Genomic DNA, 25673 nt, shown 5'->3' with positions numbered 1-25673 from the left:
AAACATTTCGTTTTCAAAGCGTTTCTGAAAATTTCTTGATTTACAAGTGAACACATCAGTGAATTTGTTGAAGACTTTCAAAAGAATTTTTAGCAAATTCCGTAATTTACTTGAATCTTCCCTAAAAAGGTAGTATAATAAATCTATAGAAAACGCTTACAGAAACAGGAGGGTGTATGGATAAGAAAAAAGCTTTAGAAACCTTTATAACAGGTAAAAATTTTCACCTCCAGAATTATCTGGGAGCGCATAGGGAAGAAAAAGCTGGTGTGTCTGGCTATACTTTCCGAGTTTGGGCACCCAATGCTCAGGCAGTTCATTTGGTAGGGGATTTCACTAATTGGGTAGAGAATCAAATTTCAATGGAACGGAATGAATTTGGAGTTTGGGAAGTCTTTACCAGTCTTGCTCAAGAAGGCCAAATTTATAAGTACAATATTACACGTGCAAATGGTCATCAGCTAATGAAGACTGACCCTTTAGCTGTACGGTATGAGGCACGGCCTGGGACTGGTGCTATTTTAACAGATATTCCAGAAAAGAAATGGAAGGACGGCCTCTGGTTAGCTCGTAGAAAACGCTTGAGCTTTGAAGAGCGTCCTGTCAATATTTACGAGGTTCATGCTGGCTCTTGGAAGAGAAATCCTGATGGCAGACCTTATAGTTTTGCTCAATTGAAAGATGAACTCATTCCTTACTTGGTTGAGATGAACTATACTCACATTGAGTTTATGCCCCTGATGTCTCATCCTCTAGGTTTGAGTTGGGGCTATCAGCTTATGGGGTACTTCGCCTTAGAGCATGCCTATGGTCGCCCTGAAGAGTTTCAAGATTTTGTTGAGGAATGCCACTTAAACAATATTGGGGTTATCGTGGACTGGGTACCTGGTCACTTCACTATTAACGATGATGCCTTAGCTTATTATGATGGAACACCGACTTTTGAATACCAAGACCATAATAAGGCTCATAACTACGGTTGGGGTGCACTCAATTTTGACCTTGGAAAGAATGAAGTCCAGTCTTTCTTGATTTCTAGTATTAAGTTTTGGATTGACTTTTACCATTTGGACGGTATTCGCGTGGATGCGGTTAGCAACATGCTCTATCTTGACTACGATGATGCTCCATGGACACCTAATAAAGATGGTGGTAATCTCAACTACGAGGGATATTATTTCCTTCAACGCTTGAATGATGTCATTAAACAAGCTCATCCAGACGTTATGATGATAGCTGAGGAAAGTTCATCAGCTACTCAGATTACTGACACTAAGGATTCAGATGGTCTTGGCTTCGACTACAAATGGAATATGGGTTGGATGAATGACATCCTTCGTTTCTATGAAGAAGATCCTATTTATCGTAAATATGACTTTAACCTGGTGACTTTCAGCTTTATGTATGTCTTCAAGGAGAATTATCTCCTACCATTCTCACACGATGAAGTGGTTCATGGCAAGAAGAGTATGATGCACAAGATGTGGGGAGATCGCTACAATCAATTCGCAGGCTTGCGCAATCTCTACACTTATCAAATTTGTCACCCAGGTAAAAAATTGCTCTTCATGGGTAGTGAATATGGACAATTCCTAGAATGGAAATCTGAAGAACAGTTGGAATGGTCTAATCTAGAAGATCCAATGAATGCTAAGATGAAGTATTTCACTTCTCAGCTAAACAAGTTCTACAAAGACCACCGCTGTTTGTGGGAAATTGATACCAGCTATGATGGTATTGAAATCATCGATGCGGATAATCGAGACCAGAGTGTTCTGTCCTTCATCCGTAAGGGTAAAAAAGGCGATATGTTAGTCTGTGTCTTTAATATGGCACCAGTTGAACGAAAAGATTTTACAATCGGACTTCCTATTGCAGGGATTTACGAAGAAGTCTGGAATACTGAGTTAGAAGAGTGGGGCGGCGTCTGGAAAGAACATAATCAAACTGTGCAAACGCAAGAAGGACTATGGAAAGATTATGAGCAGACCTTGACCTTTACCCTACCTGCTATGGGAGCAAGTGTTTGGAAAATCAAACGTCGCTTGAAACCTACTAAAACTGTCACAAGTAAAAACCAAAAAGGAGTAGAAAATGAAGAATGAAATGTTAGCTTTGATTCTTGCTGGTGGGCAAGGAACTCGTCTCGGTAAACTCACTCAAAGCATTGCAAAACCAGCTGTGCAATTTGGTGGGCGCTACCGTATCATTGACTTTGCTCTTTCAAACTGTGCCAACTCAGGCATCAACAATGTTGGAGTCATTACACAGTACCAACCACTTGCTCTCAACAACCATATTGGGAATGGTTCAAGTTGGGGTCTAGATGGTATTAATTCTGGTGTCTCTATCCTTCAACCATATTCTGCAAGTGAAGGAAATCGTTGGTTCGAGGGGACAAGTCACGCTATTTATCAAAATATCGACTACATCGATAGTGTCAATCCTGAATATGTTTTGATTCTTTCGGGTGACCATATCTATAAGATGGACTACGATGCTATGCTCCAGTCTCACAAGGATAATAATGCTAGTTTGACAGTAGCAGTTCTTGATGTTCCTCTTAAAGAAGCTAGCCGTTTTGGTATCATGAATACAGATGCCAATAACCGCATTGTTGAATTTGAAGAAAAACCAGCTCAACCTAAATCTACAAAGGCTTCTATGGGGATTTACATCTTTGATTGGCAACGTCTCCGCAATATGTTAGTCGCTGCTGAAAAGAGCAATGTCGATATGTCAGACTTCGGTAAAAATGTCATTCCAAATTACCTTGAGTCAGGTGAAAGTGTCTATGCCTATGAATTTAACGGTTACTGGAAAGATGTTGGTACTATTGAGTCGCTTTGGGAAGCGAACATGGAGTACATTTCTCCAGAGAATGCTTTGGACAGCCGTAACCGTCAATGGAAGATTTACTCAAGAAACTTAATTTCACCACCAAACTTTCTTGGGGCAAATGCTCATGTGGAAGATTCCTTGGTTGTAGACGGATGTTTCGTTGATGGAACGGTTAAACACTCTATTCTTTCAACAGGTGCGCAAGTTCGCGAAGGAGCAGAAGTTCTTGATTCAGTTATTATGAGTGGAGCTATTATTGGACACGGGGCTAAAATCAAACGTGCCATTATTGGTGAAGGTGCAGTTATTTCTGATGGTGTCGAAATTGATGGAACAGAAGAAGTACAAGTTGTAGGATATAATGAAGTAGTGGGGGTAGCAACAGATGAAGATTGATAAATATTCTGCCATTTTAGGAAACACAGTTGGTTTTCATGATATGTCAACATTGACAGACCACCGTCCAGTAGCTAGTTTGCCATTTGGCGGTAAATATCGTTTGATTGACTTCCCACTCTCAAGTCTTGCCAATGCTGGTGTTCGTAGTGTTTTTGGTATTTTTCAGCAGGATAATATTAGTTCTGTTTTTGACCATATCCGTTCAGGGCGTGAGTGGGGCTTGTCAACTCTTCTTAGTCACTATTATCTAGGAATTTATAATACACGCGTTGAGAGTAGCACAGTAGGAAAAGAATATTACCAACAGCTGCTCACCTATTTAAAACGCTCTGGGTCAAACCAAACAGTATCACTTAACTGTGATGTCTTAATTAATATTGATTTGAACCAAGTGTTCCACCTTCATAACACAACGAAGGGACCTATTACAGTTGTTTATAAGAAACTTCCTAAGAAAGATATTTCAGAAGTAAATGCAATCTTGGAAGTGGATGAAACAGACCATGTCCGTTCTCATAAACTTTTTGACAGCAAATCAACAGATGAAGTTTACAATATGTCCACAGATATCTTTGTCGTTGATACACCTTGGTTGATTGAACGCTTAGAAGAAGAAGCTAAGAAAGAACATCCAGAGAAATTGCGCTATGTTTTACGGGATTTGGCTGCAAAAGAAGGGGCTTTTGCCTACGAGTACACAGGCTACCTAGCAAATATTCATTCTGTAGAGTCTTATTACCAAGCTAACAAAGATATGCTTGAATCACAGAAATTCTACTCACTCTTTACTCCAAACCAAAAGATTTATACAAAGGTCAAAAACGAAGAGCCAACTTATTATGCTAATACATCTAAGGTAAGCACTTCTCAGTTTGCTTCTGGTAGTATCATTGAAGGTCAAGTGGCTAATTCTGTTCTATCACGTAATATTCATGTTTACAAGGATAGCTTGGTTAAAGATAGCCTACTCTTCCCTCGTGTTGTTATTGGAGAAGGTGCTCAGGTAGAATATGCTATCTTGGACAAGGGTGTTGAAGTTGCGGATGGAGTTGTGATCCGTGGAACTGCAGAACATCCAGTCGTTGTTAAGAAAGGTGCTAAAGTAACAGAGGATATTCATTCATGAAAATTTTATTTGTAGCAGCAGAGGGTGCTCCCTTTTCAAAAACAGGTGGTTTGGGAGACGTCATTGGCGCTCTTCCCAAATCACTGGTAAAAGCTGGGCACGAAGTTGCAGTGATTTTACCCTACTATGACATGGTAGAGGCTAAATTTGGAAATCAGATTGAAGATGTTCTTCATTTTGAGGTGAGTGTTGGTTGGCGCAGACAGTATTGTGGAATTAAGAAAACAGTATTAAATGGTGTAACCTTCTACTTTATTGACAATCAATATTATTTCTTCCGCGGTCATGTTTACGGTGACTTTGATGACGGAGAACGCTTTGCCTTTTTCCAACTGGCTGCCATTGAGGCTATGGAAAGGATTGACTTTATTCCTGATCTTCTCCATGTCCATGACTACCATACAGCTATGATTCCTTTCTTGTTGAAGGAAAAATACCGTTGGATTCAAGCCTATGAGAGCATTAAAACTGTTTTAACCATTCATAATTTAGAATTCCAAGGACAATTTTCAGAAGGAATGTTGGGTGATTTATTTGGAGTTGGCTTCGAACGTTACGCTGATGGTACCCTTCGCTGGAATAACTGTCTGAACTGGATGAAGGCTGGAATTCTTTATGCAGACCGTGTGTCAACCGTTTCACCTAGCTATGCTCATGAAATTATGACTAGTCAGTTTGGATGTAACTTGGATCAGATTCTTCGAATGGAGTCTGGTAAAGTTTCTGGTATCGTGAATGGGATTGATGCTGACCTGTATAATCCTCAGACGGATGCTCTTTTAGACTATCATTTCAATCAGGAAGATTTGTCTGGAAAAGCCCAAAACAAGGCAAACTTGCAAGAAAGAGTTGGCTTGCCAGTTAGATCTGACGTTCCACTGGTGGGAATTGTTTCTCGTTTGACACGTCAAAAAGGTTTTGATATCGTGGTAGAAAGTCTTCACCATATCTTGCAAGAAGATGTTCAGATTGTTCTTTTGGGAACTGGAGATCCAGCCTTTGAAGGAGCTTTCTCATGGTTTGCTCAGATTTACCCAGACAAGCTATCAGCAAATATCACTTTTGATGTCAAACTAGCTCAAGAAATCTACGCTGCTTGTGACCTCTTCCTCATGCCGAGTCGTTTTGAACCGTGTGGCTTGTCTCAAATGATGGCTATGCGTTATGGAACCTTGCCATTGGTCCATGAAGTTGGTGGCTTGCGAGATACTGTTCGAGCCTTTAATCCAATCGAAGGAAGCGGTACTGGCTTTAGCTTTGACAACCTATCTCCTTATTGGTTAAATTGGACTTTCCAAACAGCATTGGACTTGTATAGAAACCATCCTGACGTTTGGAGAAACTTACAAAAACAAGCTATGGAGTGTGATTTCTCATGGGATACAGCCTGCAAGTCATATCTAGACTTGTACCAAAGTTTAGTTAACTAATAGATAAAATCGTATGATGACTTCATACGATTTTTGGGCTGTTTAGAGAGGAGAACTGATGTCTCAAGTAAAAGGCTTGTGTGTCATGGATGTTGATGGAACCTTAATCCTAGAAGAAGTGATTGATTTGTTGGGTAGAGAGGCAGGTTGTGAGGAGGAAATTTCGCAGATTACAAGTCAGGCAATGCGAGGAGAGATAGACTTTGAAAGCAGTTTAAGAAAAAGAGTGTCCTTGTTGGAAGGCCTTTCTATTTCGGTCTTTGATAAAGTCTTCAACTCTATTCATCTATCTCCAAATGCCCAAGAATTCATCTCAATTCTCCAAAAGAAAGGCATTTTAGTTGGTCTGGTGTCTGGTGGATTTACTCCAATAGTTGAGAGGCTTGCAAAATCTCTTGGTATTGCCTATTTCTCTGCTAATCAATTTGAAGTCAAAGATGGTCTTCTAACAGGAAAATTAGTTGGACAAATTATCAGTCCCCAGGTCAAAAAAGAGACTCTGGAAAAATGGAGAAAGGAACTAAAATTTTCTAAAGAAAGAACGATTGCAATCGGTGATGGGGCTAATGACTTATTAATGTTGAAGTCAGCAGGACTGGGAATTGCTTTTTGTGCCAAAGAGGTACTCAAAAAAGAAATACCACATCATGTTGACAAGAGGGATTTTTTAGAAGTTCTTCCTTTGATTAACTTTTTAGAATGAGGGAAAATATGAAGATTATAATTGCACCGGATTCGTTTAAGGAAAGCTTGACGGCTGAAGAGGTAGCTGAAGCAATAAAAAGAGGCTTCCAACAATCAATAGCAAATGTAGAATGTCTCCTCTGTCCCGTTGGTGATGGGGGAGAAGGTACTGTAGATGCTATTAGACATTCTATTGACTTTGAAGAAAAATGGATCCAAGTTACAGGACCTTTTGGACCAAAAGAAGCCATGCGCTATTTTCAAAAAGGGGGACTGGCACTATTTGAAGTTGCTGATTTGGTTGGCCTTGGAAAAATTACGCTAGAGAAACGAAATCCACTTCAAATCCAAACTAGTGGTATTGGAGAGTTGATTCGCCATCTTATTTCTCAAGGGATTAAAGAAATCTATATCGGCGTTGGTGGCACGGCCAGTAATGACGGAGGAATTGGGATCGCTGCTGGATTGGGTTATCGATTTTATGATAGGGATAGAAATGTCTTGTCCGCTTGCGGTCAGTCCTTATTAAACTTAGCTTCTATGTCAACAGAAAATCGCTATGAAATTCCTGAAGATGTTCAAATTCGTATTTTAGCAGATGTCGTGAGTCCCTTATGTGGTCTTCAAGGTGCTACCTACACTTTTGGAAAGCAAAAAGGTTTACATCCTACTATGTTTGCAGTCGTAGATCAGGCAATCCAAGATTTTTATGAAAAAGTCTCACCTGCAACATTGGAAATTAAAGGAGCAGGAGCTGGTGGAGGCATTGCTGGCGGTTTGTGTGCCTTTGCTCAGGCAAATATCGTGTCTGGAATTGCTACCTGCCTGGACTTGATCAACTTTGATAAGAAAGTTTTACATGCTGACTTGGTTGTTGTAGGAGAAGGAAGGTTAGATCGTCAAAGTTTAGTTGGGAAAGCACCAATTGGTGTTGCAAAAAGAACCCCTGTCGGAGTTCCTGTCATTGCTATTTGCGGTAGTCTTGCTGAAGATTTACCTCCCTTACCATTTGAAAATATCAAAGTTGCCTTTTCTATTTTGGAGAAAAGTGAACCTTTAGAAGATAGTCTGAAAAATGCCAGTCTCTATCTGGAGCACACGGCTGCCAATATTGGGCGTTTATTAAGTCTGAGTAAGATTTAGCCAAACCATTTCTTCCAGAAGGATGTTTTGACTGGTTCTTCCTTTTTAACTTCCCAAAGATTTGGAAAAGCAAGTCGAAGGTCCTTTTCTTCTACTTGTACTGGTGCATTGCTATGGATAATCAGGCCAAAAGGAGAAGAAGTATGCTCTTCAGATACAATGGTAGCTTGACTATCAGTTTCTTTAGCTTCTTTTAAGTAGAAAACTTGTTTGTCAAATTCGATAGTTGGTGAAATCTTCACAAATAGTGGTTCTGCTTTTTCCTGAAGGTTTTCTAAAATAGATAAAAAGCCTTTTTCTAGCTGAGGGCTATTTGCCGTATCAATATCTGCATATCCAAGAACTCTTTCCTCAAAGGTACCAAGATAGCGTCTTTGCTCATCTGGATTTAATTTTGGCCCACCATGAGCTTTTTCAAGTAATTGTTTTGATAAATCTGTCATGAAAACAGTATATCATAAAAGTTAGAATAAAACAGACAAAAGAAAGCGATTACTTTATAAAGTTAAGGAAAATTTGCACAAAGATAACGTTTTTTCTTGAAAAAGGAGGGGTTTTAAGGTATTATAGAGGTGTAAAAAATTTAACTCATAAGGAGAGTAAAAAATGTCAATTATTACTGATGTTTACGCTCGCGAAGTCCTAGACTCACGCGGTAACCCAACACTTGAAGTAGAAGTTTACACTGAATCAGGTGCTTTCGGACGTGGTATGGTTCCATCAGGAGCTTCTACTGGTGAACACGAAGCAGTTGAACTTCGCGACGGTGACAAATCTCGTTACGGTGGTCTTGGTACACAAAAAGCTGTTGACAACGTAAACAACATCATTGCTGAAGCTATCATCGGCTACGATGTACGTGACCAACAAGCTATCGACCGTGCTATGATCGCACTTGACGGTACTCCTAACAAAGGTAAATTGGGTGCAAACGCAATCCTTGGTGTGTCTATCGCTGTAGCTCGTGCTGCTGCTGACTACCTTGAAATCCCACTTTATAGCTACCTTGGTGGATTCAACACTAAAGTTCTTCCAACTCCAATGATGAACATCATCAACGGTGGTTCTCACTCTGACGCTCCAATCGCTTTCCAAGAGTTCATGATCTTGCCAGTTGGTGCGCCAACATTCAAAGAAGCTCTTCGTTACGGTGCTGAAATCTTCCACGCTCTTAAGAAAATCCTTAAATCACGTGGTTTGGAAACTGCCGTAGGTGACGAAGGTGGATTCGCTCCTCGTTTCGAAGGAACTGAAGACGGTGTTGAAACTATCCTTGCTGCGATCGAAGCTGCTGGATATGTTCCAGGTAAAGACGTATTTATCGGATTTGACTGTGCTTCATCAGAATTCTACGATAAAGAACGTAAAGTTTACGACTACACTAAATTTGAAGGTGAAGGCGCTGCTGTTCGTACATCTGCAGAACAAATCGACTACCTTGAAGAATTGGTTAACAAATACCCAATCATCACTATCGAAGATGGTATGGATGAAAATGACTGGGATGGTTGGAAAGCTCTTACTGAACGTCTTGGTAAGAAAGTACAACTTGTTGGTGACGACTTCTTCGTAACAAACACTGACTACCTTGCACGTGGTATCCAAGAAGGTGCTGCTAACTCAATCCTTATCAAAGTTAACCAAATCGGTACTCTTACTGAAACTTTTGAAGCTATCGAAATGGCTAAAGAAGCTGGTTACACTGCCGTTGTATCACACCGTTCAGGTGAAACTGAAGATTCAACAATCGCTGACATCGCAGTTGCAACTAACGCAGGACAAATTAAGACTGGTTCACTTTCACGTACAGACCGTATCGCTAAATACAACCAATTGCTTCGCATCGAAGACCAACTTGGTGAAGTAGCTGAATACCGTGGATTGAAATCATTCTATAACCTTAAAAAATAAAATAGTTCAGTGAACTATTTTATCCCGAACCTTGAAATTCAAAAGTTCGGCCGTTGATTTAACAACGTTTCTAGCCCCTCGGATTTTATCCGAAGGGCTATTTTTGTATTTAGGGGGCAAAAAAGGGGCAGAATTTATGGTATAATAGACAAAAATATTTGAATCAGAGAGAAATCATGTCTAAAGAAATTGATATTGAGTATTACCACCAGCTAGCCGTACAAAAGCAGAAGGAGCATCGAAAAGTTTTGGCCAATTTAAAGAAAAAGCCACCAAAAAATCTAGATAAGATAGCCCAGCAGATTCACCAAGAAGTCTTTGCGGAGATTGATTGTACGGCCTGTGCCAACTGTTGCAAGACATTGGGGCCTGACTTTAAAGAAGCGGATATTACACGAATCGCCAAGTACTTTAAGATGAAATTACCTGCTTTTGAAGCAGAGTTTTTGCAAGTAGATGAAGATGGTGATAAGGTTTTTAAATCCATGCCTTGTCCCTTTCTAGGAGGAGATAATCTCTGTTCCATCTATGACGTTCGTCCAAAAGCCTGTCGTGAATTCCCTCATACTGATCGCAAAAAGATCCATCAAATCAACCATTTGACGATTAAGAATACTTTGACCTGTCCAGCAGCCTATCTCTTTGTTGAGAAATTAAAGGATAAGTTATAGAGATTTAAAGGATAAAAAATTTCTAATAATAACTAGAGATATGAAGGGAGTACTCCTGTGCCTAGACTGAAAACAAAAGAGGAGCTAATGCTGGCCTCTAAGGAAAATTATGAAAAACTTAACCTCTTCATCTCCCAACTAAGTGAAGATGAGCTACAGACTCCATTTGATTTTTCAAGAGACCAAAAGAAAAAGGAAGCTCACTGGAATAGAGACAAAAATCTACGGGATGTCCTGATTCATCTTTATGAATGGCAGCAGTTACTTTTGACTTGGGTCCATTCTAATCAAAAGGGTCATGAGAAACCTTTTCTACCTGAGTCTTATAATTGGAAAACTTATGGACAAATGAATGTCGCTTTTTGGAAGAAGCACCAGAAAACTTCTTTAGAAGAAGCGACTAGACTACTAGAGCAATCGCATAAAGAGGTTTTAGAGTTGATAGAAGTTTTTAGCAATGACGAACTCTTTACCAAAGGTGTCTATAAGTGGACAGGAGGGACAAGTCTGGGTTCCTACTTTGTCAGTAGCACCTCCAGCCACTATGATTGGGCTCTGAAAAAACTCAAAGCCCATCAGAGAAATTGTAAGAATAGCTAGTTGAAGTGCTATTGAAATTCACCAAAGGTCCTTCTAAGCTTCGAATAGCTTAATTATCGTCATTTTTGGACAATTCTAGCTCTAGAATTGCATAGATATTTATGAAGTTGGGATATTCGATAGTTAGGATTGTTCTATTCTGAAAGATTTGGGCTGTCAATCTTCTAGAATAGTAGTTTGCCAATGAATTATGTTGAAAGATTCCTTGTTTTATGGTAGTCTAAAGTAAAAGAAAGCCTTATCATTATATTTGTATCTTTAACCTGACTTGGTTTATGTCTAGAAGAGGGATAGATTTTTGGCTACTGCAAATAACAATTATATTTTCACTTGCAAAAATGTATTTCAACTTTACCTAATGTAGAAGAAGGAAATATCATAAAATGCTTATGACTTGTTTGAAAGAGAATGTAAACTAAAAATGGATTCCTTTTGCATTTTAGGAGTAGGTAGATGAGTAATTTAGACTTAATTCGTAAAGCGCATATTATCGTGTGGAGTGCCTATCTATTTTTATCATTAAGAGCCCCAGTAATTAGCAACACTGAGTATTTCTTGCTTATTTTTTTAGCGTTTCTCTATTCGATAGTATCGCTACCTATATATTCAGTGAAGAATAAAATAGTATCCATTTGTCTGGCTATAAACTCAATTCTGTTAATGAGTTTCCCGATTTTAATCAATAAATATTTCCCAGGAAACGTTTCTACTTATATCGTATTAATCAGTAATTTTATCCTAGAGTTTTTAATCTTTAATAAAATTGGTAAAGATTTTGATACTAGATTAGCTAGTGAGTATAGGAAAATCAGTCAGTTTAAAAGTAAGATGTCTCAATCTCCTTGGATAAAATATTTAGAGATTTCTAGTTTTATATTAACTATATTTCCATTTATTCTTCATGGTACAGTTGCTAATCGTGTATTGACTCTTATCTTTTTGATAAAAATTTGTGTAGATACTACGATAAAGATTCTATTAAACAGAATCTTTAAGACAAGTGAGGTAATGAAAAGGAGGATATTTTCTCTTTTTGTACTAGATTTGATTGTTTATTTATTTTTAGGCTATGTTTTAGCAATGCAAAAAGATGGATACCTATTTTCAATTCTACTAATTTTTTCTAATTTCTCACTTCCCTTTATCAGAGAAAAAGAGTTTGAATTATTTAAAAATAAGAAATGAGATAAATATGGTTAAATCTTACTTCTCCTTAAAATTAAATAGTGAAAGGATATCTTATCTAGGTAACAAAGTGCTTTAAACGCAGTCGACGATTACTTATTAGAGAACTATCCTAACCATGCAACGTTAAAGAGGAGAAATCTTATGAAACTCGTATCACCAAATAATTATGTTGCTATTGAGTAAGAAGAGATGAGGTGTCTTGATGGGGATTATCTCTACATAAAGACGGGGAATATTACAGTAAACGTAGTCAATGCTTATTTTATGGGGAATTAAATATGTTTAAACTAAGTGATAAAATCAGAATGGTCTTTGCTCTTTTAGGAGTAAGTTCCATATTGGTTAGTATGTATCTTATACCTTTTATTAAAACTGAGAATAAATTTTGGGAAATGCTTTTATTTATATTAGGTGTATTGCTAATTGGTATTGGGTTACTAAATCCCCCAAAAAATTAAATTTTAGAATAGTATTAGTGAGTAGGTAATCATTTATTGATTGGATTTTTTCATGCTATTGATGAATGGAATGGGATGGGATGGAAAAAGTGACAATAAATTAAGAACAGGATGATAGTATTATGATGCTTATTTTAATTTTGATGGTTGTGGTGTTTCTGTATTATGTAATTACAGAGTATTTTCAGAATAGTTATATCGACTGTATACTATTTCTAACATTGCTGATTTCTCATTTGATATGGGATTACTATTTTTTGCCCATTGAAGTCTTAATAGCATTAAGTGGAGTAAATTTGTTGTCAAGATTTTTCAAAAAAAAGAGAAGTCAATAGATTTGCTAGTGGATTACTAAGATGAAAGGTAAAATTGGAATATTTAAAATGAAACATTTTTTTGCAGGAATTGGTGAGATAAACTTTATAAATTATCTATTGTCTCTATGTGTAGGACTAGCCCCTCTTTTTCATATCTATGTAATAGGCTCTGAAATGAATTTTGTGAAAATAGTATTATCTATTTTGGGAGTCATATTTGTAGGTATTTTAACTATTGCTCGAATTTATAGAAGGTTTTTCTATAATAAAAATAAACTTGACTAGAATAGTATGGGTTAGTTAATCAATTGGAACGATTATTTTTGTTATACTTTACCACTTTTAAGTTTTTACATTAAACAACCGAATGAAGTGAAAGTTCTTTATCCTAGAAAGGAAAACACCAAATTGTCTTACAAATTTCTACTCTTCGACCTCGACCACACTCTTCTTGATTTTGATGCTGCTGAGGATGTGGCTTTGACGCAACTTCTAAAAGAAGAAGGAGTTGCAGATATTCAGGATTATAAAGACTACTATGTTCCTATGAACAAGGCTCTCTGGAAGGACTTAGAGCAAAAGAAAATCAGTAAACAAGAGCTGGTTAACACGCGCTTTTTTCGTTTATTTGTTCACTTTGGACAGGAAAAAGACGGTAGTTTTCTAGCCCAACGTTACCAATTTTACCTCGCACAACAGGGACAAACTCTTTCAGGCGCTCATGAACTCTTAGACAGTCTCATCGAGCGAGATTATGATCTGTATGCTGCGACAAATGGTATTACTGCCATTCAGACAGGGCGTTTGGCTCAATCTGGTCTAGCACCTTATTTCAATCAAGTTTTTATCTCTGAACAGCTACAAACACAAAAGCCTGATGCCCTCTTTTATGAAAAAATCGGTCAGCAGATTACAGGCTTTAGCAAAGAAAAGACGCTGATGATTGGAGACTCTCTAACCGCCGACATTCAAGGTGGCAATAATGCGGGGATAGACACTATCTGGTACAATCCTCATAACCTCGAAAATCACACACAAGCCCAGCCGACTTACGAAGTTCATTCTTACCAAGAGTTGATGCATTGTTTAGATAAACTGTAAAAAGTGGTTTAGACAGCCACTTTTTGCTATAATAGAGGCAGTAAAAATGAAGGAGTCGGCTATGGAACACTCGTCTTGGCATGCTTTGATTAAGGAGCAATTACCTGAGGGTTATTTTAGGAAAATCAATCAGTTTATGGAGCAAGTCTATGCTCAAGGGACTGTTTATCCGCCCAAGGAAAAGGTTTTTCAGGCTCTATTGACAACACCGCTTGAAGATGTTAAGGTGGTGATTCTAGGACAAGACCCCTATCACGGACCAGGTCAAGCGCAGGGCTTGAGTTTTTCTGTTCCTGACTCTATCCCAGCTCCGCCTTCCTTGCAAAATATCTTGAAAGAGTTGTCAGATGATATCGGTGTTAAGAAATCTCATGATTTGACATCTTGGGCTGAGCAAGGAGTCTTGCTTCTCAATGCTTGTTTGACGGTTCCTGCTGGACGGGCCAATGGTCATGCTGGTCAGATATGGGAGCCTTTTACGGATGCTGTGATTCAGGTGGTCAATCAACTAGATAGACCAGTCGTTTTTGTACTCTGGGGAGCTTATGCACGCAAGAAGAAGGTCTTGGTTACCAATCCTCATCACTTGATTATCGAATCAGCCCATCCCAGTCCTTTATCAGTTTATAGAGGATTTTGGGGTTCCAAGCCTTTTTCCAAGGCCAATGCATTCTTAAAAGAGACAGGACAAGAGCCAATCGATTGGCTTAGATAAGGAGAGAATATGCCTCAGTTAGCGACGATTTGCTACATTGATAACGGGAAAGAACTGCTCATGCTTCATCGCAATAAAAAGCCAAATGATGTCCATGCGGGTAAATGGATTGGTGTGGGTGGTAAGCTAGAAAGAGGTGAGACCCCTCAGGAATGCGCGGTGCGTGAAATCCTTGAAGAAACAGGGCTCAAAGCCAAGCCAGTTCTAAAAGGTGTCATCACTTTTCCTGAATTCACACCAGATTTAGACTGGTACACCTATGTTTTTAAGGTGACAGAGTTTGAGGGGGATTTGATTGACTGTAATGAGGGGACGTTAGAATGGGTTCCCTATGACGAGGTTTTGAGCAAGCCGACTTGGGAAGGTGACCATACCTTTGTTGAGTGGCTTTTAGAGGATAAACCCTTCTTTTCAGCCAAGTTTGTTTATGATGGGGATAAATTGTTGGATACCCAAGTTGATTTCTATGAATAAAGGAGAAAGCAGATGCTACTAATCAAAAATGGTCGTGTAATGGATCCCAAGTCTGGTTTGGATCAAGTGTGTGATGTCTTAGTTCAAGATGGGAAAATTGTCAAAATTGCGCCTGAGATCAAAGAAGAAGGAGCAGAAATAATTGATGCTACTGGTCTTGTAGTTGCTCCTGGCTTGGTCGATATTCATGTTCATTTCCGTGAACCTGGTCAGACCCACAAGGAGGATATCCATACTGGTGCCCTAGCAGCCGCTGCAGGTGGTTTTACAACGGTTGTCATGATGGCTAATACTAGTCCAACTATTTCAGATGTGGAGACTTTACAAGAAGTTCTCCAGTCAGCTGCCAAGGAAAAAATCAATGTCAAGACGGTTGCGACCATTACTAAGAATTTTAATGGTCAAGATTTGACTGACTTTAAGGTACTTTTAGCAGCTGGTGCGGTTGGTTTCTCAGACGACGGTATCCCACTTGAAAGTAGTAAAGTTGTCAAGGAAGCCATGGAAGAAGCCAAAAAACTCAATACCTTTATTAGTCTCCATGAGGAAGATCCAGGATTGAACGGTGTTCTTGGCTTTAACGAAAATATTGCTAAAGAACATTTCCATATCTGTGGTGCAACTGGGGTGGCTGAGTATGCTATGATGGCGCGTGATGTCATGATTGCCTATGCAACCAAGGCCCATGTTCATATTCAGCATTTGTCTAAGGAAGAAAGTGTTAAAGTAGTGGAGTTTGCTCAAGGATTGGGAGCGCAAGTAACAGCAGAAGTAGCGCCACAGCATTTCTCTAAGACAGAAGCACTTCTTTTGACTCAAGGTAGCAATGCTAAGATGAATCCGCCGCTTCGTTTGGAATCAGACCGTCGTGCTGTTATCGAAGGTCTTAAATCAGGCGTCATCACAGTTATCGCGACTGACCACGCGCCTCACCATGCGGATGAAAAAAATGTTGAGGATATTACCAAAGCGCCATCTGGTATGACAGGTTTGGAAACATCCCTATCTCTTGGCTTGACCTATCTGGTGGAAGCTGGTGAGTTGAGCTTGATGGAATTACTCGAAAAGATGACATACAACCCAGCCAAGCTTTACAATTTTGAAGCAGGTTACTTGGCTGAGAATGGTCCAGCAGATATCACTATTTTTGATCCTAAGGCTGACTGCCTTGTGGACTCCCATTTTGCTTCGAAAGCGACTAATTCACCCTTTATCGGTGAAACCTTAAAAGGGCAGGTTAAATATACCATCTGTAAGGGACAAATCGTCTATCAAAACTAGGTGGAAGTCTGCTCTGTAAACAAAAAGAATAGAGAGCCTATATGTACCAGACCCATCATTTTAAAGACAAGTTTATCTTATTTTTAAAGATATTTTTCCCTATCCTGATTTATCAATTTGCCAATTATTCTGCCTCCTTTGTTGATACGACTATGACAGGTCAATACAGTACCATGGATTTGGCTGGTGTGTCGATGGCAACCAGTATCTGGAATCCTTTCTTTACCTTCCTAACAGGGATTGTATCGGCCTTGGTGCCTATCATTGGTCACCATCTTGGGCGAGGCAAAAAGGAAGAAGTTGCGTCTGATTTTTACCAATTTATCTATTTGGCTTTGGGACTATCTGTGGTCTTGCTGGGGATAGTACTTTTCTTGGCACCACCAATCTTGAATCATATTGGACTAGAAGCACCAGTGGCGGCAGTAGCAGTTCGTTATCTTTGGTTTTTATCTATCGGCATTATCCCCCTGTTGCTCTTTAGTGTCATTCGCTCCTTGCTGGATTCGCTGGGGTTGACCAAGCTGTCCATGTATCTCATGATTTTGTTGCTTCCTCTCAATAGTGGATTTAATTATCTCTTGATTTTCGGAGCCTTTGGTGTTCCAGAACTGGGAGGTGCTGGTTCTGGTTTAGGTACTTCTTTAGCCTACTGGGTCTTGCTGGGAATTTCTGTTCTGGTTCTATTTAAACAGGAGAAGCTCAAAGCCCTACATCTTGAGAAACGAATTCCATTTAATATGGATAAAATCAAGGAAGGAGTTCGATTGGGTCTGCCTATTGGGGGGACTGTCTTCGCGGAAGTGGCTATCTTTTCCGTGGTTGGTTTGATTATGGCTAAGTTCTCATCCTTGATTATCGCTAGTCACCAGTCAGCTATGAACTTTTCAACTCTCATGTACGCCTTTCCTATGAGTATCTCATCGGCTATGGCTATTGTTGTTTCCTATGAAGTGGGAGCCAAGCGATTTGATGATGCGAAAACCTATATTAGTCTAGGAAGATGGACTGCCCTTATTTTTGCAGGCTTCACCTTATCTTTCCTTTACATTTTTAGGGGAAATGTAGCTAGTCTTTATGGTAACGACCCAGAATTCATCGATTTGACAGCGCGCTTTTTGACTTATAGTCTTTTCTTTCAGTTAGCAGATACCTTTGCGGCACCGCTTCAGGGAATTTTACGAGGTTACAAGGATACGGTGATTCCTTTTTATCTTGGTTTGGTTGGTTATTGGGGAGTAGCAATCCCAGTGGCTATGGTCTTTGATTCCCTAACAGATTTTGGAGCTTATTCTTACTGGATCGGTTTGATTATTAGTCTAATTGTGAGTGGAGCGCTCTACCGTTGGCGTTTAACAGTGATTATGAGGAGATTTGAATCTTTAGTAAAATCTAAATAATTAAAAAGTTTGTGAAAAAATATTCTTAATAAGAAAATCCCTTGTTTTCATGGGGTTTTCTTTTTTATTTTGTGAAATTTCTTTTAGAAAAACTTTGACAGTATTTGCCAAAAACGGTAAAATAGTAAGGTAAGAAGAAACTTAGAAAGGCAAGAAGATGTCAACTTTAGATAAAAATCTTTTGCTAGAGATGTTCCGTAAGATGGAAGAAATCCGTCGTATGGACTTAAAAATTGCGCAATTAGTAAAGAAAGGGAAAGTGCCAGGAATGACGCACTTTTCTGTTGGAGAAGAGGCGGCTAACGTGGGTGCTATGTTGGCTCTCAATCCAGATGATCTGATCACCTCAAACCACCGTGGTCACGGACAAGCTATTGCCAAAGGGATTGACCTCAACGGAATGATGGCTGAAATCCTCGGTAAGTACACTGGAACCTGTAAAGGTAAAGGTGGATCTATGCATATCGCCGACCTTGATGCTGGGAACCTTGGTGCCAATGGTATCGTAGGTGGTGGTATGGGGATTGCTGTCGGTGCAGCTCTTAGTCAGCAAATGCAAAATACTGGAAAAATCGTTGTCTGCTTCTTTGGAGATGGTGCGACCAACGAGGGTGTTTTCCACGAAGCAGTGAACATGGCTTCTATCTGGAACCTGCCAGTCATTTTCTATTGCATTAACAACGGTTATGGAATCTCTGCGGATATCAAGAAAATGACCAATGTAGAACATATTCATCAACGTAGCGCCGCTTATGGAATTCCTGGAATGTTCATCGAAGATGGAAACAATGTTATCGATGTCTATGAAGGATTTAAGAAAGCTGTAGATCATGTTCGTGGTGGTAATGGCCCTGTCTTGATCGAAAGTGTCACTTATCGCTGGCTTGGTCACTCATCATCTGACCCTGGTAAATATCGTACGCGTGAAGAAGTGGAATTGTGGAAACAAAAAGACCCAATCGAAAATCTCCGCAATTACCTTATTGAAAATAACATTGCAAGTGCCGAAGAATTGGAAGAAATCCAAGCGCAAGTAAAGGAAGCAGTAGAAGCTTCTGTTAAATTTGCAGAGGAAAGTCCATTCCCACCGCTTGAATCAGCCTTTGAAGATATTTACGCAGACTAAGGAGAAAGAGATAAAATGGAAACAAAAACAATGTCCTTCCGTGACACCATTATCCTTGCTATGTCTGAGGAAATGCGTCGCGATGAAAATGTATTCTTGATGGGAGAAGATGTCGGTGTCTTTGGAGGAGACTTCGGTACTTCTGTTGGAATGCTTGAAGAATTTGGTCCAGAACGTGTCCGTGACTGTCCGATTTCTGAGGCTGCCATTTCAGGAGCAGCAGCAGGAGCAGCCATGACAGGACTTCGTCCAATCGTCGATATGACCTTCATGGATTTCTCGGTTATTGCCATGGACAATATCGTCAACCAAGCTGCTAAAACACGTTACATGTTTGGTGGTAAAGGTCAGGTTCCAATGACTGTTCGTTGTGCAGCTGGTAACGGAGTTGGTTCTGCAGCCCAGCACTCACAATCTCTAGAGTCTTGGTTTACTCATATCCCTGGACTTAAGGTTGTGGCTCCAGGTACACCTGCTGACATGAAAGGACTGCTTAAGTCTTCTATCCGTGATAACAACCCAGTTATTATTCTTGAGTACAAGTCAGAATTTAACCAAAAAGGGGAAGTGCCAGTTGATCCAGACTACACGATTCCACTTGGAGTTGGGGAAATCAAACGCGAAGGAACGGATGTAACAGTTGTTACTTATGGAAAAATGCTTCGCCGTGTGGTTCAAGCTGCTGAAGAATTAGCAGAAGAAGGAATTTCTGTTGAAATTGTGGACCCACGTACCCTTGTTCCGCTTGATAAGGACATTATCATTAACTCAGTTAAGAAGACTGGTAAGGTTGTTCTAGTTAACGATGCCCACAAGACAAGTGGCTATATCGGTGAAATTTCAGCTATTATTTCAGAATCAGAAGCATTTGACTATCTAGATGCACCAATCCGCCGTTGTGCAGGAGAAGATGTGCCAATGCCTTATGCACAAAACCTAGAAAATGCAATGATTCCAACAGTTGAAAGCATCAAAGATGCCATCCGTAAAACATATAACAAAGAATAGAATTACATAAGATAAGTTATGTAAAATAATTGTTGTTTTTAACTTTAGTAACTTAAGATATGTTTTGTATCTAAGTTGTTTGTAAAGTTGCGACATGAGAGAGTCGAATCAATAATATTCGACGAATGAATTAGTAAGTCTACTAGGTTGACCGCCTAATAGCGGCAACCGTAGCAACTTGAGATACGTGTTGTATCCAAGTTGCTTGTAGAGTTGAATTTGAGCGGAGGTCTGCGAAAAAAAGATAGATTTCCTTGTGTTCATCGAGCACATCGTCAATCTCCTATTTTTTTATTGCCCTCTGCGTCCTTAATATCTTATATTCGAACACGGGCTAAAGTCTGTGTGAAAAAGATAAACTTTCCTAGAAACTAAAGTTTCTTTGTCAAGTTTCCTATTTTCACTTTGACTTATGATGCCCTTAATATCTTAGTATAGAATTGGAGAGGTCATGGCTGATGACAAGCTAAGAGCGACTCCTGCAGCTAGAAAGTTAGCGGATGATCTAGGGATCAACCTCTACGACGTGTCTGGCTCAGGTGCAAACGGTCGTGTCCACAAAGAAGACGTGGAAACTTATAAAGACACAAACGTGGTTCGCATTTCGCCACTTGCAAAACGAATTGCCCTCGAACATAACATTGCTTGGCAAGAAATCCAAGGAACGGGTCATCGTGGTAAAATCATGAAGAAGGATGTTTTGGCCTTGCTTCCTGAAAATATCGAAAACGATACCATCAAGTCTCCTGCTCAGATTGAAAAAGTGGAAGAAGTTCCTGATAACGTAACACCATACGGTGAAATCGAGCGTATTCCAATGACACCAATGCGTAAGGTTATTGCTCAACGTATGGTTGAATCTTACCTAACTGCTCCAACCTTCACCCTCAACTATGAAGTTGATATGACGGAAATGTTGGCTCTTCGTAAGAAGGTGCTTGAACCAATCATGGAAACAACTGGGAAGAAGACTACTGTAACAGACCTTCTTTCACTTGCAGTTGTTAAGACTCTTATGAAACACCCATACATCAACGCTTCATTGACAGAAGATGGCAAGACCATTATCACTCACAACTATGTCAATCTTGCCATGGCAGTTGGGATGGATAATGGATTGATGACACCTGTTGTTTACAATGCTGAGAAGATGAGTCTTTCAGAACTGGTTGTTGCCTTCAAGGATGTCATCGGTCGTACCTTGGATGGTAAATTAGCTCCAAGTGAACTGCAAAATTCAACATTCACAATCAGTAACTTGGGAATGTTTGGCGTTCAGTCCTTTGGTCCTATCATTAACCAACCCAACTCAGCTATCCTTGGTGTGAGCTCGACAATCGAGAAGCCAGTTGTCGTCAATGGTGAAATTGTTATTCGCCCTATCATGAGTCTTGGTTTAACAATTGACCACCGTGTCGTAGATGGTATGGTTGGTGCTAAGTTTATGAAGGATTTGAAAGAGTTGATTGAAAACCCAATCTCAATGTTGATTTAAGAGCAAGAGTATTCATTTTTAAGATATAGATAAAGGAAGGAAGACATGGCCTTAGAAGTAATTATGCCAAAAGCTGGCGTGGATATGACAGAAGGACAAATCGTCCAATGGAATAAGAAAGTCGGAGAATTTGTAAAAGAAGGAGAAATCCTTTTGGAAATCATGACTGATAAAGTCAGTATGGAATTGGAAGCTGAAGAAGATGGTTACTTGATTGCTATCCTTAAAGGAGATGGGGAAACAGTCCCTGTAACGGAAGTTATCGGTTACCTTGGTGAAGAAGGGGAAAATATCCCAACAGCTGGAGCCGCAGCGCCAGAAGCTATCCCAGCACCTGCAACAAGTACCTCAAACGATGATGGTAAGAGCGATGATGCTTTTGATATCGTTGTGATTGGTGGAGGCCCTGCTGGATACGTAGCAGCCATTAAAGCTGCACAACTCGGTGGTAAGGTTGCCCTCGTTGAGAAATCTGAACTTGGTGGAACCTGCTTAAACCGTGGATGTATTCCAACCAAGACCTACCTTCATAACGCTGAAATCATTGAGAACATCGGTCATGCAGCAAATCGTGGTATCGTGATTGAAAATCCTAACTTCACTGTAGATATGGACAAACTCCTTGAAACCAAGTCTAAGGTTGTCAATACTCTTGTTGGTGGTGTTGCAGGACTTCTTCGTAGCTACGGAGTTACTGTTCATAAGGGTATCGGTACTATTACTAAAGACAAGAACGTCTTGGTAAATGGTTCTGAATTGCTTGAAACCAAGAAAATCATCCTTGCTGGTGGTTCAAAAGTCAGCAAGATTAACGTTCCTGGTATGGAATCTCCACTTGTGATGACAAGTGATGACATTCTTGAAATGAACGAAGTTCCAGAAAGTCTTGTTATCATCGGTGGTGGGGTTGTTGGTATTGAACTTGGTCAGGCCTTCATGACATTTGGTTCAAAAGTAACTGTTATCGAAATGATGGACCGTATCGTGCCAGCTATGGATGCAGAAGTGTCTAAGAACCTTCGCTTGATCCTTGAACGTAAAGGAATGACCATCTTGACTGGTACTAAACTGCAAGAAATCATTGAGGAAAATGGTCAACTTCGTATCAAGGTTGAAGGAAAAGATGATATCATCGCAAGCAAAGCTCTCCTTTCAATCGGTCGTGTTCCAGATCTTGAAGGTATTGGAGAGGTTGAGTTTGAATTGGATCGTGGTCGTATCAAGGTCAACGAATACATGGAGACTTCTGTTCCAGGTATCTACGGATCAGGTGATATTAATGGTACTAAGATGTTAGCGCACGCAGCCTTCCGTATGGGTGAAGTTGCCGCTGAAAACGCTCTTAAAGGAAATCATGCTGTTGCCAAATTGAATTTGACTCCTGCAGCCATCTACACTCTCCCTGAAGTAGCAGCAGTAGGGTTGACAGAAGAACAAGCCCGTGAGAAGTACGATGTAGCCATCGGTAAGTTCAACTTTGCTGCTAATGGTCGTGCCATTGCATCGGATGCTGCTCAAGGTTTCGTAAAAGTCATTGCAGATAAGAAATACGGAGAAATCCTTGGTGTTCATATTATCGGTCCTGCAGCTGCAGAATTGATTAACGAGGCATCAAGCATTATCGAAATGGAAATCACTGTTGAAGAAATGCTGAAGACTATCCACGGACACCCAACCTACTCTGAAGTGATGTACGAAGCATTTGCGGATGTTCTAGGAATGGCTATCCATTCACCTAAGAAAAAATAAAAGAAAGATAGATTAGACTGGAAGGTTATTCCAGTCTCTATCGTATAAAGGGATATCATGAAATATATTATCAATCATTCAAACGACACTGCTTTTAATATCGCCTTGGAAGAATATGCCTTTAAACATCTTTTGGATGAGGATCAAATCTTCCTACTTTGGATTAACAAGCCATCTATCATTGTTGGTCGTCACCAGAATACCATCGAAGAAATCAACCGTGATTATGTTCGAGAAAATGGTATTGAGGTGGTCCGCCGTATCAGCGGTGGTGGAGCTGTTTACCACGATTTAAATAACCTCAACTACACGATCATTTCAAAAGAAGATGAAAACAAGGCTTTTGACTTTAAGAGCTTCTCAACTCCGGTTATCAATACCCTGGCTCAACTTGGGGTTAAAGCTGAGTTCACAGGTCGTAATGACCTTGAGATTGATGGAAAGAAGTTCTGTGGCAATGCCCAAGCCTATATCAACGGCCGCATCATGCACCACGGTTGCTTGCTCTTTGACGTTGATTTGTCAGTCCTAGCAAATGCCCTCAAGGTTTCAAAGGATAAATTCGAATCAAAAGGTGTCAAATCCGTACGTGCTCGTGTAACCAATATTATCAATGAATTACCAGAAAAAATCACAGTCGAAGAATTCCGTGATTTACTCTTGGAATACATGAAAAAAGAGTACCCAGAGATGACTGAATACGTTTTTTCTGAGGAAGAATTAGCTGAAATTAACCGTATCAAGGATACCAAGTTTGGAACTTGGGACTGGAACTACGGTAAATCACCTGAATTTAACGTCCGTCGTGGAACAAAATTCACTAGTGGTAAGGTGGAGGTCTTTGCTAATGTTCTCGAATCAAAAATCCAAGACATCAAGATTTACGGTGACTTCTTTGGTATTGAAGACGTTGCTGCAGTAGAAGATGTCCTTCGTGGGGTGAAATACGAACGCGAAGATGTCCTTAAGGCGCTAGAAACCATTGATATCACACGCTACTTCGCTGGTATTAGCCGTGAAGAAATCGCTGAAGCGGTAGTTGGATAAATCAAAAAGAAGTTGGTTGTAGGACCAGCTTCTTTTCTTGATATATACTTTACATAATTTTTGTTATGTATAACTATAAACTATCCAAGGCATTCTTTTGTTCATCATTAACGATATGGGTATAGAGGTCAGTGACTTGTGTACTGGCATGTCCTAGCTGATGGCTGACCAAAACTTGCGATTTAGTCGCATCATAAAGCCTAGTTGCTAGGGTATGGCGCAGTTTGTGGGGGGTTACACGAACTTTGAAGTCTTCAGAGTATTTAGCAACCATTTTTTCAACGCTGGAAGCATCGATACGATTAGGAACACCTCTGTAGAGAGTCAAAAAAAGGGCTGTATCTGTTTTTTCTGTCTTATAGCGTTGATTTCGAATAGCAAGATAATTCTCTAAATAAGGCTTAGCAAAAGCAGCAACATTGACCGAGTCACGTTTGCCACCTTTTCGAGTGACATCGATAACCATCATTTTGAGGTTGAGATCCCTTAAATCCAGATTAACAGCTTCAGATAAGCGGACACCAGACGCCAAGAGAAGGGCAATAATGGCCAAATCACGTTCTTTATTTTTGTTGAATGATGAGAGAGCGCGATTTGAAAGTTGTTGTGGGTACTCTTGGTCAATATAAGTCAGAAAACCTTCTGTTTCATCACCTAAAAAGAGTTTTTGCTTGATGTTTTCAGCTCTGGCAGCAAGTGTTTCTTTCTTTTTCTTTGTTGAAACTTTCTTCATTACATTACGATAAAAATAAGGTTCTCCCTGATCGTTTTCAACTTCCTCGGTCAGATACTTGTAAAGACTAGAAAGTGCCGACAAGGTCCGATTGATAGTTGTCTGTGAGACACCTTGCTTTGTTGTATTAGCATTCAGTAAAGGACGTTCACGTAGATAAAGGATAAAGGCTTCCATGTCTTTCTTAGACATATTTTCCAAGACAGATAAAGGAATATCATCCATTTTATCAGCGTTTGAAATACCAGACTCCAAAACCCAGCTGAAAAATCGATCATATTCCTTGAGGTATTCGTACAAGGTTGTAAAACTGTAAGGAACAGCAAGCTTAGATTGGTAGTATTCAAGAACATACCAGGGCATGATTTGTTTTAGTTTGTCGATTCGTTCCAGTAAAATCTCACGTTTCATGTATTTTCTCCGTAAATAAGTCTACTAGTAGTATAGCATAGACTTATTTATTTTTCAAGAAAATTATAGTTTTTCGGAAAGATGATATAGAGATTTTTAAAAAAGACTTAGACCTGTGTTAAACGAACAAAATAACTAAAAATTTTTTTTTGGAACAAAAATAGCTAAATTTGCGTAAAATGGATCTAAATCTTTGAAGTTTCTATTGTGAATCATTAGCTAGTGCTTTTTCTAATTTCCAAATACTAAACCAGAATGAAATAGTCAACAGAATAAGGAAAATAAAAAAGAGATTATCAGTAACGAAACTTCTGTTCATTCTACATAACTGAAGAGCTATATAAGGAGCTATGAGATACAAAATA

The 25673-nt window shown here is 39.5% G+C and carries 24 protein-coding genes; 22 read left to right on the top strand and 2 right to left on the bottom strand.

The window, feature by feature from the left end:
• Positions 1-176 precede the first annotated feature (176 nt).
• From glgB to EII37_RS04140, 6 genes are read left to right on the top strand one after another with little or no spacing between them, the layout of a single operon-like run.
• A complete protein-coding gene (gene glgB / locus EII37_RS04165) occupies positions 177-2105 on the top strand; it encodes a 1,4-alpha-glucan branching protein GlgB (RefSeq protein WP_124787680.1) in 1929 nt (642 codons plus the stop codon).
• Positions 2095-3237 carry a glucose-1-phosphate adenylyltransferase gene (locus tag EII37_RS04160; protein WP_124787679.1) on the top strand — a complete coding sequence of 381 codons (1143 nt, stop codon included), beginning with the start codon at positions 2095-2097 and terminating at the stop codon, positions 3235-3237. The genes glgB and EII37_RS04160 overlap by 11 nt, the downstream gene beginning before the upstream one ends.
• Positions 3227-4366 (top strand): glucose-1-phosphate adenylyltransferase subunit GlgD, encoded by a 1140-nt coding sequence (gene glgD, locus EII37_RS04155; RefSeq protein WP_124787678.1) that lies wholly within the window; start codon positions 3227-3229, stop codon positions 4364-4366. Before EII37_RS04160 ends, glgD begins: the two co-directional genes overlap by 11 nt.
• The gene (glgA, locus tag EII37_RS04150; RefSeq protein ID WP_124787677.1) at positions 4363-5796 is read left to right on the top strand and encodes a glycogen synthase GlgA; all 1434 of its coding nucleotides are present in this window, start codon (positions 4363-4365) and stop codon (positions 5794-5796) included. Before glgD ends, glgA begins: the two co-directional genes overlap by 4 nt.
• A 58-nt stretch (positions 5797-5854) precedes the next feature.
• Complete coding sequence (serB, locus tag EII37_RS04145; protein WP_124787676.1) at positions 5855-6499, top strand: phosphoserine phosphatase SerB; 645 nt, start codon at positions 5855-5857, stop codon at positions 6497-6499.
• 8 nt (positions 6500-6507) lie between these two features.
• On the top strand, positions 6508-7623 hold the full coding sequence (locus tag EII37_RS04140) for a glycerate kinase (protein ID WP_124787675.1): 1116 nt from the start codon (positions 6508-6510) through the stop codon (positions 7621-7623).
• Here EII37_RS04140 and EII37_RS04135 read toward each other — a convergent pair.
• Positions 7620-8066, bottom strand: coding sequence for a YueI family protein (locus EII37_RS04135; protein WP_124787674.1), 447 nt, complete (start codon positions 8064-8066; stop codon positions 7620-7622). The two genes, EII37_RS04140 and EII37_RS04135, sit on opposite strands and share 4 nt — an antisense overlap.
• A 163-nt stretch (positions 8067-8229) precedes the next feature.
• Between EII37_RS04135 and eno the strand changes: the two genes are divergently transcribed.
• The 16 genes from eno to EII37_RS04050 all read left to right on the top strand — a co-directional run bounded on the left by eno (position 8230) and on the right by EII37_RS04050 (position 24164).
• Positions 8230-9534, top strand: coding sequence for a surface-displayed alpha-enolase (gene eno, locus EII37_RS04130; protein WP_000022813.1), 1305 nt, complete (start codon positions 8230-8232; stop codon positions 9532-9534).
• A gap of 176 nt (positions 9535-9710) precedes the next feature.
• On the top strand, positions 9711-10205 hold the full coding sequence (locus EII37_RS04125) for a YkgJ family cysteine cluster protein (RefSeq protein WP_124787673.1): 495 nt from the start codon (positions 9711-9713) through the stop codon (positions 10203-10205).
• Between the two features lie 57 nt (positions 10206-10262).
• Positions 10263-10805 (top strand): ClbS/DfsB family four-helix bundle protein, encoded by a 543-nt coding sequence (locus tag EII37_RS04120; protein ID WP_124787672.1) that lies wholly within the window; start codon positions 10263-10265, stop codon positions 10803-10805.
• 453 nt (positions 10806-11258) lie between these two features.
• Positions 11259-11990: a hypothetical protein gene (locus EII37_RS04115; RefSeq protein ID WP_124787671.1), complete on the top strand. Its 732-nt coding sequence runs from the start codon at positions 11259-11261 to the stop codon at positions 11988-11990.
• Positions 11991-12573: 583 nt separating this feature from the next.
• A complete protein-coding gene (locus EII37_RS11355) occupies positions 12574-12786 on the top strand; it encodes a hypothetical protein (RefSeq protein WP_124787669.1) in 213 nt (70 codons plus the stop codon).
• 48 nt (positions 12787-12834) lie between these two features.
• A complete protein-coding gene (locus tag EII37_RS11350) occupies positions 12835-13053 on the top strand; it encodes a hypothetical protein (RefSeq protein ID WP_124787725.1) in 219 nt (72 codons plus the stop codon).
• Positions 13054-13176: 123 nt separating this feature from the next.
• Positions 13177-13869, top strand: a complete 693-nt coding sequence (locus EII37_RS04095; RefSeq protein WP_124787668.1) for a YjjG family noncanonical pyrimidine nucleotidase — start codon at positions 13177-13179, stop codon at positions 13867-13869.
• Positions 13870-13930: 61 nt separating this feature from the next.
• Entirely contained in the window at positions 13931-14584 is a 654-nt protein-coding gene (locus EII37_RS04090) for a uracil-DNA glycosylase (protein WP_124787667.1), read from the top strand.
• Between the two features lie 9 nt (positions 14585-14593).
• Positions 14594-15058: an 8-oxo-dGTP diphosphatase gene (locus EII37_RS04085; RefSeq protein ID WP_124787666.1), complete on the top strand. Its 465-nt coding sequence runs from the start codon at positions 14594-14596 to the stop codon at positions 15056-15058.
• 12 nt (positions 15059-15070) lie between these two features.
• Entirely contained in the window at positions 15071-16339 is a 1269-nt protein-coding gene (locus EII37_RS04080) for a dihydroorotase (RefSeq protein ID WP_124787665.1), read from the top strand.
• Positions 16340-16380: 41 nt separating this feature from the next.
• Positions 16381-17739 carry an MATE family efflux transporter gene (locus EII37_RS04075; RefSeq protein ID WP_124787664.1) on the top strand — a complete coding sequence of 453 codons (1359 nt, stop codon included), beginning with the start codon at positions 16381-16383 and terminating at the stop codon, positions 17737-17739.
• Positions 17740-17896: 157 nt separating this feature from the next.
• Complete coding sequence (locus tag EII37_RS04070) at positions 17897-18865, top strand: thiamine pyrophosphate-dependent dehydrogenase E1 component subunit alpha (protein WP_050206875.1); 969 nt, start codon at positions 17897-17899, stop codon at positions 18863-18865.
• Positions 18866-18880: 15 nt separating this feature from the next.
• Positions 18881-19873, top strand: coding sequence for an alpha-ketoacid dehydrogenase subunit beta (locus EII37_RS04065; RefSeq protein ID WP_000448714.1), 993 nt, complete (start codon positions 18881-18883; stop codon positions 19871-19873).
• Positions 19874-20324: 451 nt separating this feature from the next.
• Complete coding sequence (locus EII37_RS04060; RefSeq protein ID WP_124787663.1) at positions 20325-21368, top strand: dihydrolipoamide acetyltransferase; 1044 nt, start codon at positions 20325-20327, stop codon at positions 21366-21368.
• Positions 21369-21413: 45 nt separating this feature from the next.
• On the top strand, positions 21414-23117 hold the full coding sequence (gene lpdA, locus EII37_RS04055; RefSeq protein ID WP_124787662.1) for a dihydrolipoyl dehydrogenase: 1704 nt from the start codon (positions 21414-21416) through the stop codon (positions 23115-23117).
• Between the two features lie 57 nt (positions 23118-23174).
• Positions 23175-24164, top strand: a complete 990-nt coding sequence (locus tag EII37_RS04050; RefSeq protein WP_000873983.1) for a lipoate--protein ligase — start codon at positions 23175-23177, stop codon at positions 24162-24164.
• A gap of 73 nt (positions 24165-24237) precedes the next feature.
• On the opposite strand, the gene xerS is transcribed toward EII37_RS04050, so the two are convergent.
• Positions 24238-25308, bottom strand: a complete 1071-nt coding sequence (xerS, locus tag EII37_RS04045) for a tyrosine recombinase XerS (RefSeq protein ID WP_124787661.1) — start codon at positions 25306-25308, stop codon at positions 24238-24240.
• Positions 25309-25673: the final 365 nt, after the last annotated feature.

The sequence above is a fragment of the Streptococcus sp. OH4692_COT-348 genome (genome assembly GCF_003859975.1).
Classification (GTDB): Bacteria; Bacillota; Bacilli; order Lactobacillales; family Streptococcaceae; genus Streptococcus.
This window is presented reverse-complemented; position numbering and strand designations above follow the sequence as displayed.

What these genes read in the sequence shown, in the direction of transcription:
- EII37_RS04065 (WP_000448714.1), top strand. Translation starts at nt 18,881, where the DNA reads ATGGAAACAAAAACAATGTCCTTCCGTGACACCATTATCCTTGCTATG.
- EII37_RS04060 (WP_124787663.1), top strand. Translation starts at nt 20,325, where the DNA reads ATGGCTGATGACAAGCTAAGAGCGACTCCTGCAGCTAGAAAGTTAGCG.
- EII37_RS04160 (WP_124787679.1), top strand. Translation starts at nt 2,095, where the DNA reads ATGAAGAATGAAATGTTAGCTTTGATTCTTGCTGGTGGGCAAGGAACT.
- EII37_RS04115 (WP_124787671.1), top strand. Translation starts at nt 11,259, where the DNA reads ATGAGTAATTTAGACTTAATTCGTAAAGCGCATATTATCGTGTGGAGT.
- EII37_RS04090 (WP_124787667.1), top strand. Translation starts at nt 13,931, where the DNA reads ATGGAACACTCGTCTTGGCATGCTTTGATTAAGGAGCAATTACCTGAG.
- EII37_RS04135 (WP_124787674.1), bottom strand. Translation starts at nt 8,066, where the DNA reads ATGACAGATTTATCAAAACAATTACTTGAAAAAGCTCATGGTGGGCCA.
- EII37_RS04125 (WP_124787673.1), top strand. Translation starts at nt 9,711, where the DNA reads ATGTCTAAAGAAATTGATATTGAGTATTACCACCAGCTAGCCGTACAA.
- EII37_RS04070 (WP_050206875.1), top strand. Translation starts at nt 17,897, where the DNA reads ATGTCAACTTTAGATAAAAATCTTTTGCTAGAGATGTTCCGTAAGATG.
- eno (WP_000022813.1), top strand. Translation starts at nt 8,230, where the DNA reads ATGTCAATTATTACTGATGTTTACGCTCGCGAAGTCCTAGACTCACGC.
- EII37_RS04085 (WP_124787666.1), top strand. Translation starts at nt 14,594, where the DNA reads ATGCCTCAGTTAGCGACGATTTGCTACATTGATAACGGGAAAGAACTG.
- glgD (WP_124787678.1), top strand. Translation starts at nt 3,227, where the DNA reads ATGAAGATTGATAAATATTCTGCCATTTTAGGAAACACAGTTGGTTTT.
- serB (WP_124787676.1), top strand. Translation starts at nt 5,855, where the DNA reads ATGTCTCAAGTAAAAGGCTTGTGTGTCATGGATGTTGATGGAACCTTA.
- glgA (WP_124787677.1), top strand. Translation starts at nt 4,363, where the DNA reads ATGAAAATTTTATTTGTAGCAGCAGAGGGTGCTCCCTTTTCAAAAACA.
- EII37_RS04080 (WP_124787665.1), top strand. Translation starts at nt 15,071, where the DNA reads ATGCTACTAATCAAAAATGGTCGTGTAATGGATCCCAAGTCTGGTTTG.
- EII37_RS04050 (WP_000873983.1), top strand. Translation starts at nt 23,175, where the DNA reads ATGAAATATATTATCAATCATTCAAACGACACTGCTTTTAATATCGCC.
- lpdA (WP_124787662.1), top strand. Translation starts at nt 21,414, where the DNA reads ATGGCCTTAGAAGTAATTATGCCAAAAGCTGGCGTGGATATGACAGAA.
- EII37_RS04140 (WP_124787675.1), top strand. Translation starts at nt 6,508, where the DNA reads ATGAAGATTATAATTGCACCGGATTCGTTTAAGGAAAGCTTGACGGCT.
- glgB (WP_124787680.1), top strand. Translation starts at nt 177, where the DNA reads ATGGATAAGAAAAAAGCTTTAGAAACCTTTATAACAGGTAAAAATTTT.
- EII37_RS04075 (WP_124787664.1), top strand. Translation starts at nt 16,381, where the DNA reads ATGTACCAGACCCATCATTTTAAAGACAAGTTTATCTTATTTTTAAAG.
- EII37_RS11350 (WP_124787725.1), top strand. Translation starts at nt 12,835, where the DNA reads ATGAAACATTTTTTTGCAGGAATTGGTGAGATAAACTTTATAAATTAT.
- EII37_RS11355 (WP_124787669.1), top strand. Translation starts at nt 12,574, where the DNA reads ATGATGCTTATTTTAATTTTGATGGTTGTGGTGTTTCTGTATTATGTA.
- xerS (WP_124787661.1), bottom strand. Translation starts at nt 25,308, where the DNA reads ATGAAACGTGAGATTTTACTGGAACGAATCGACAAACTAAAACAAATC.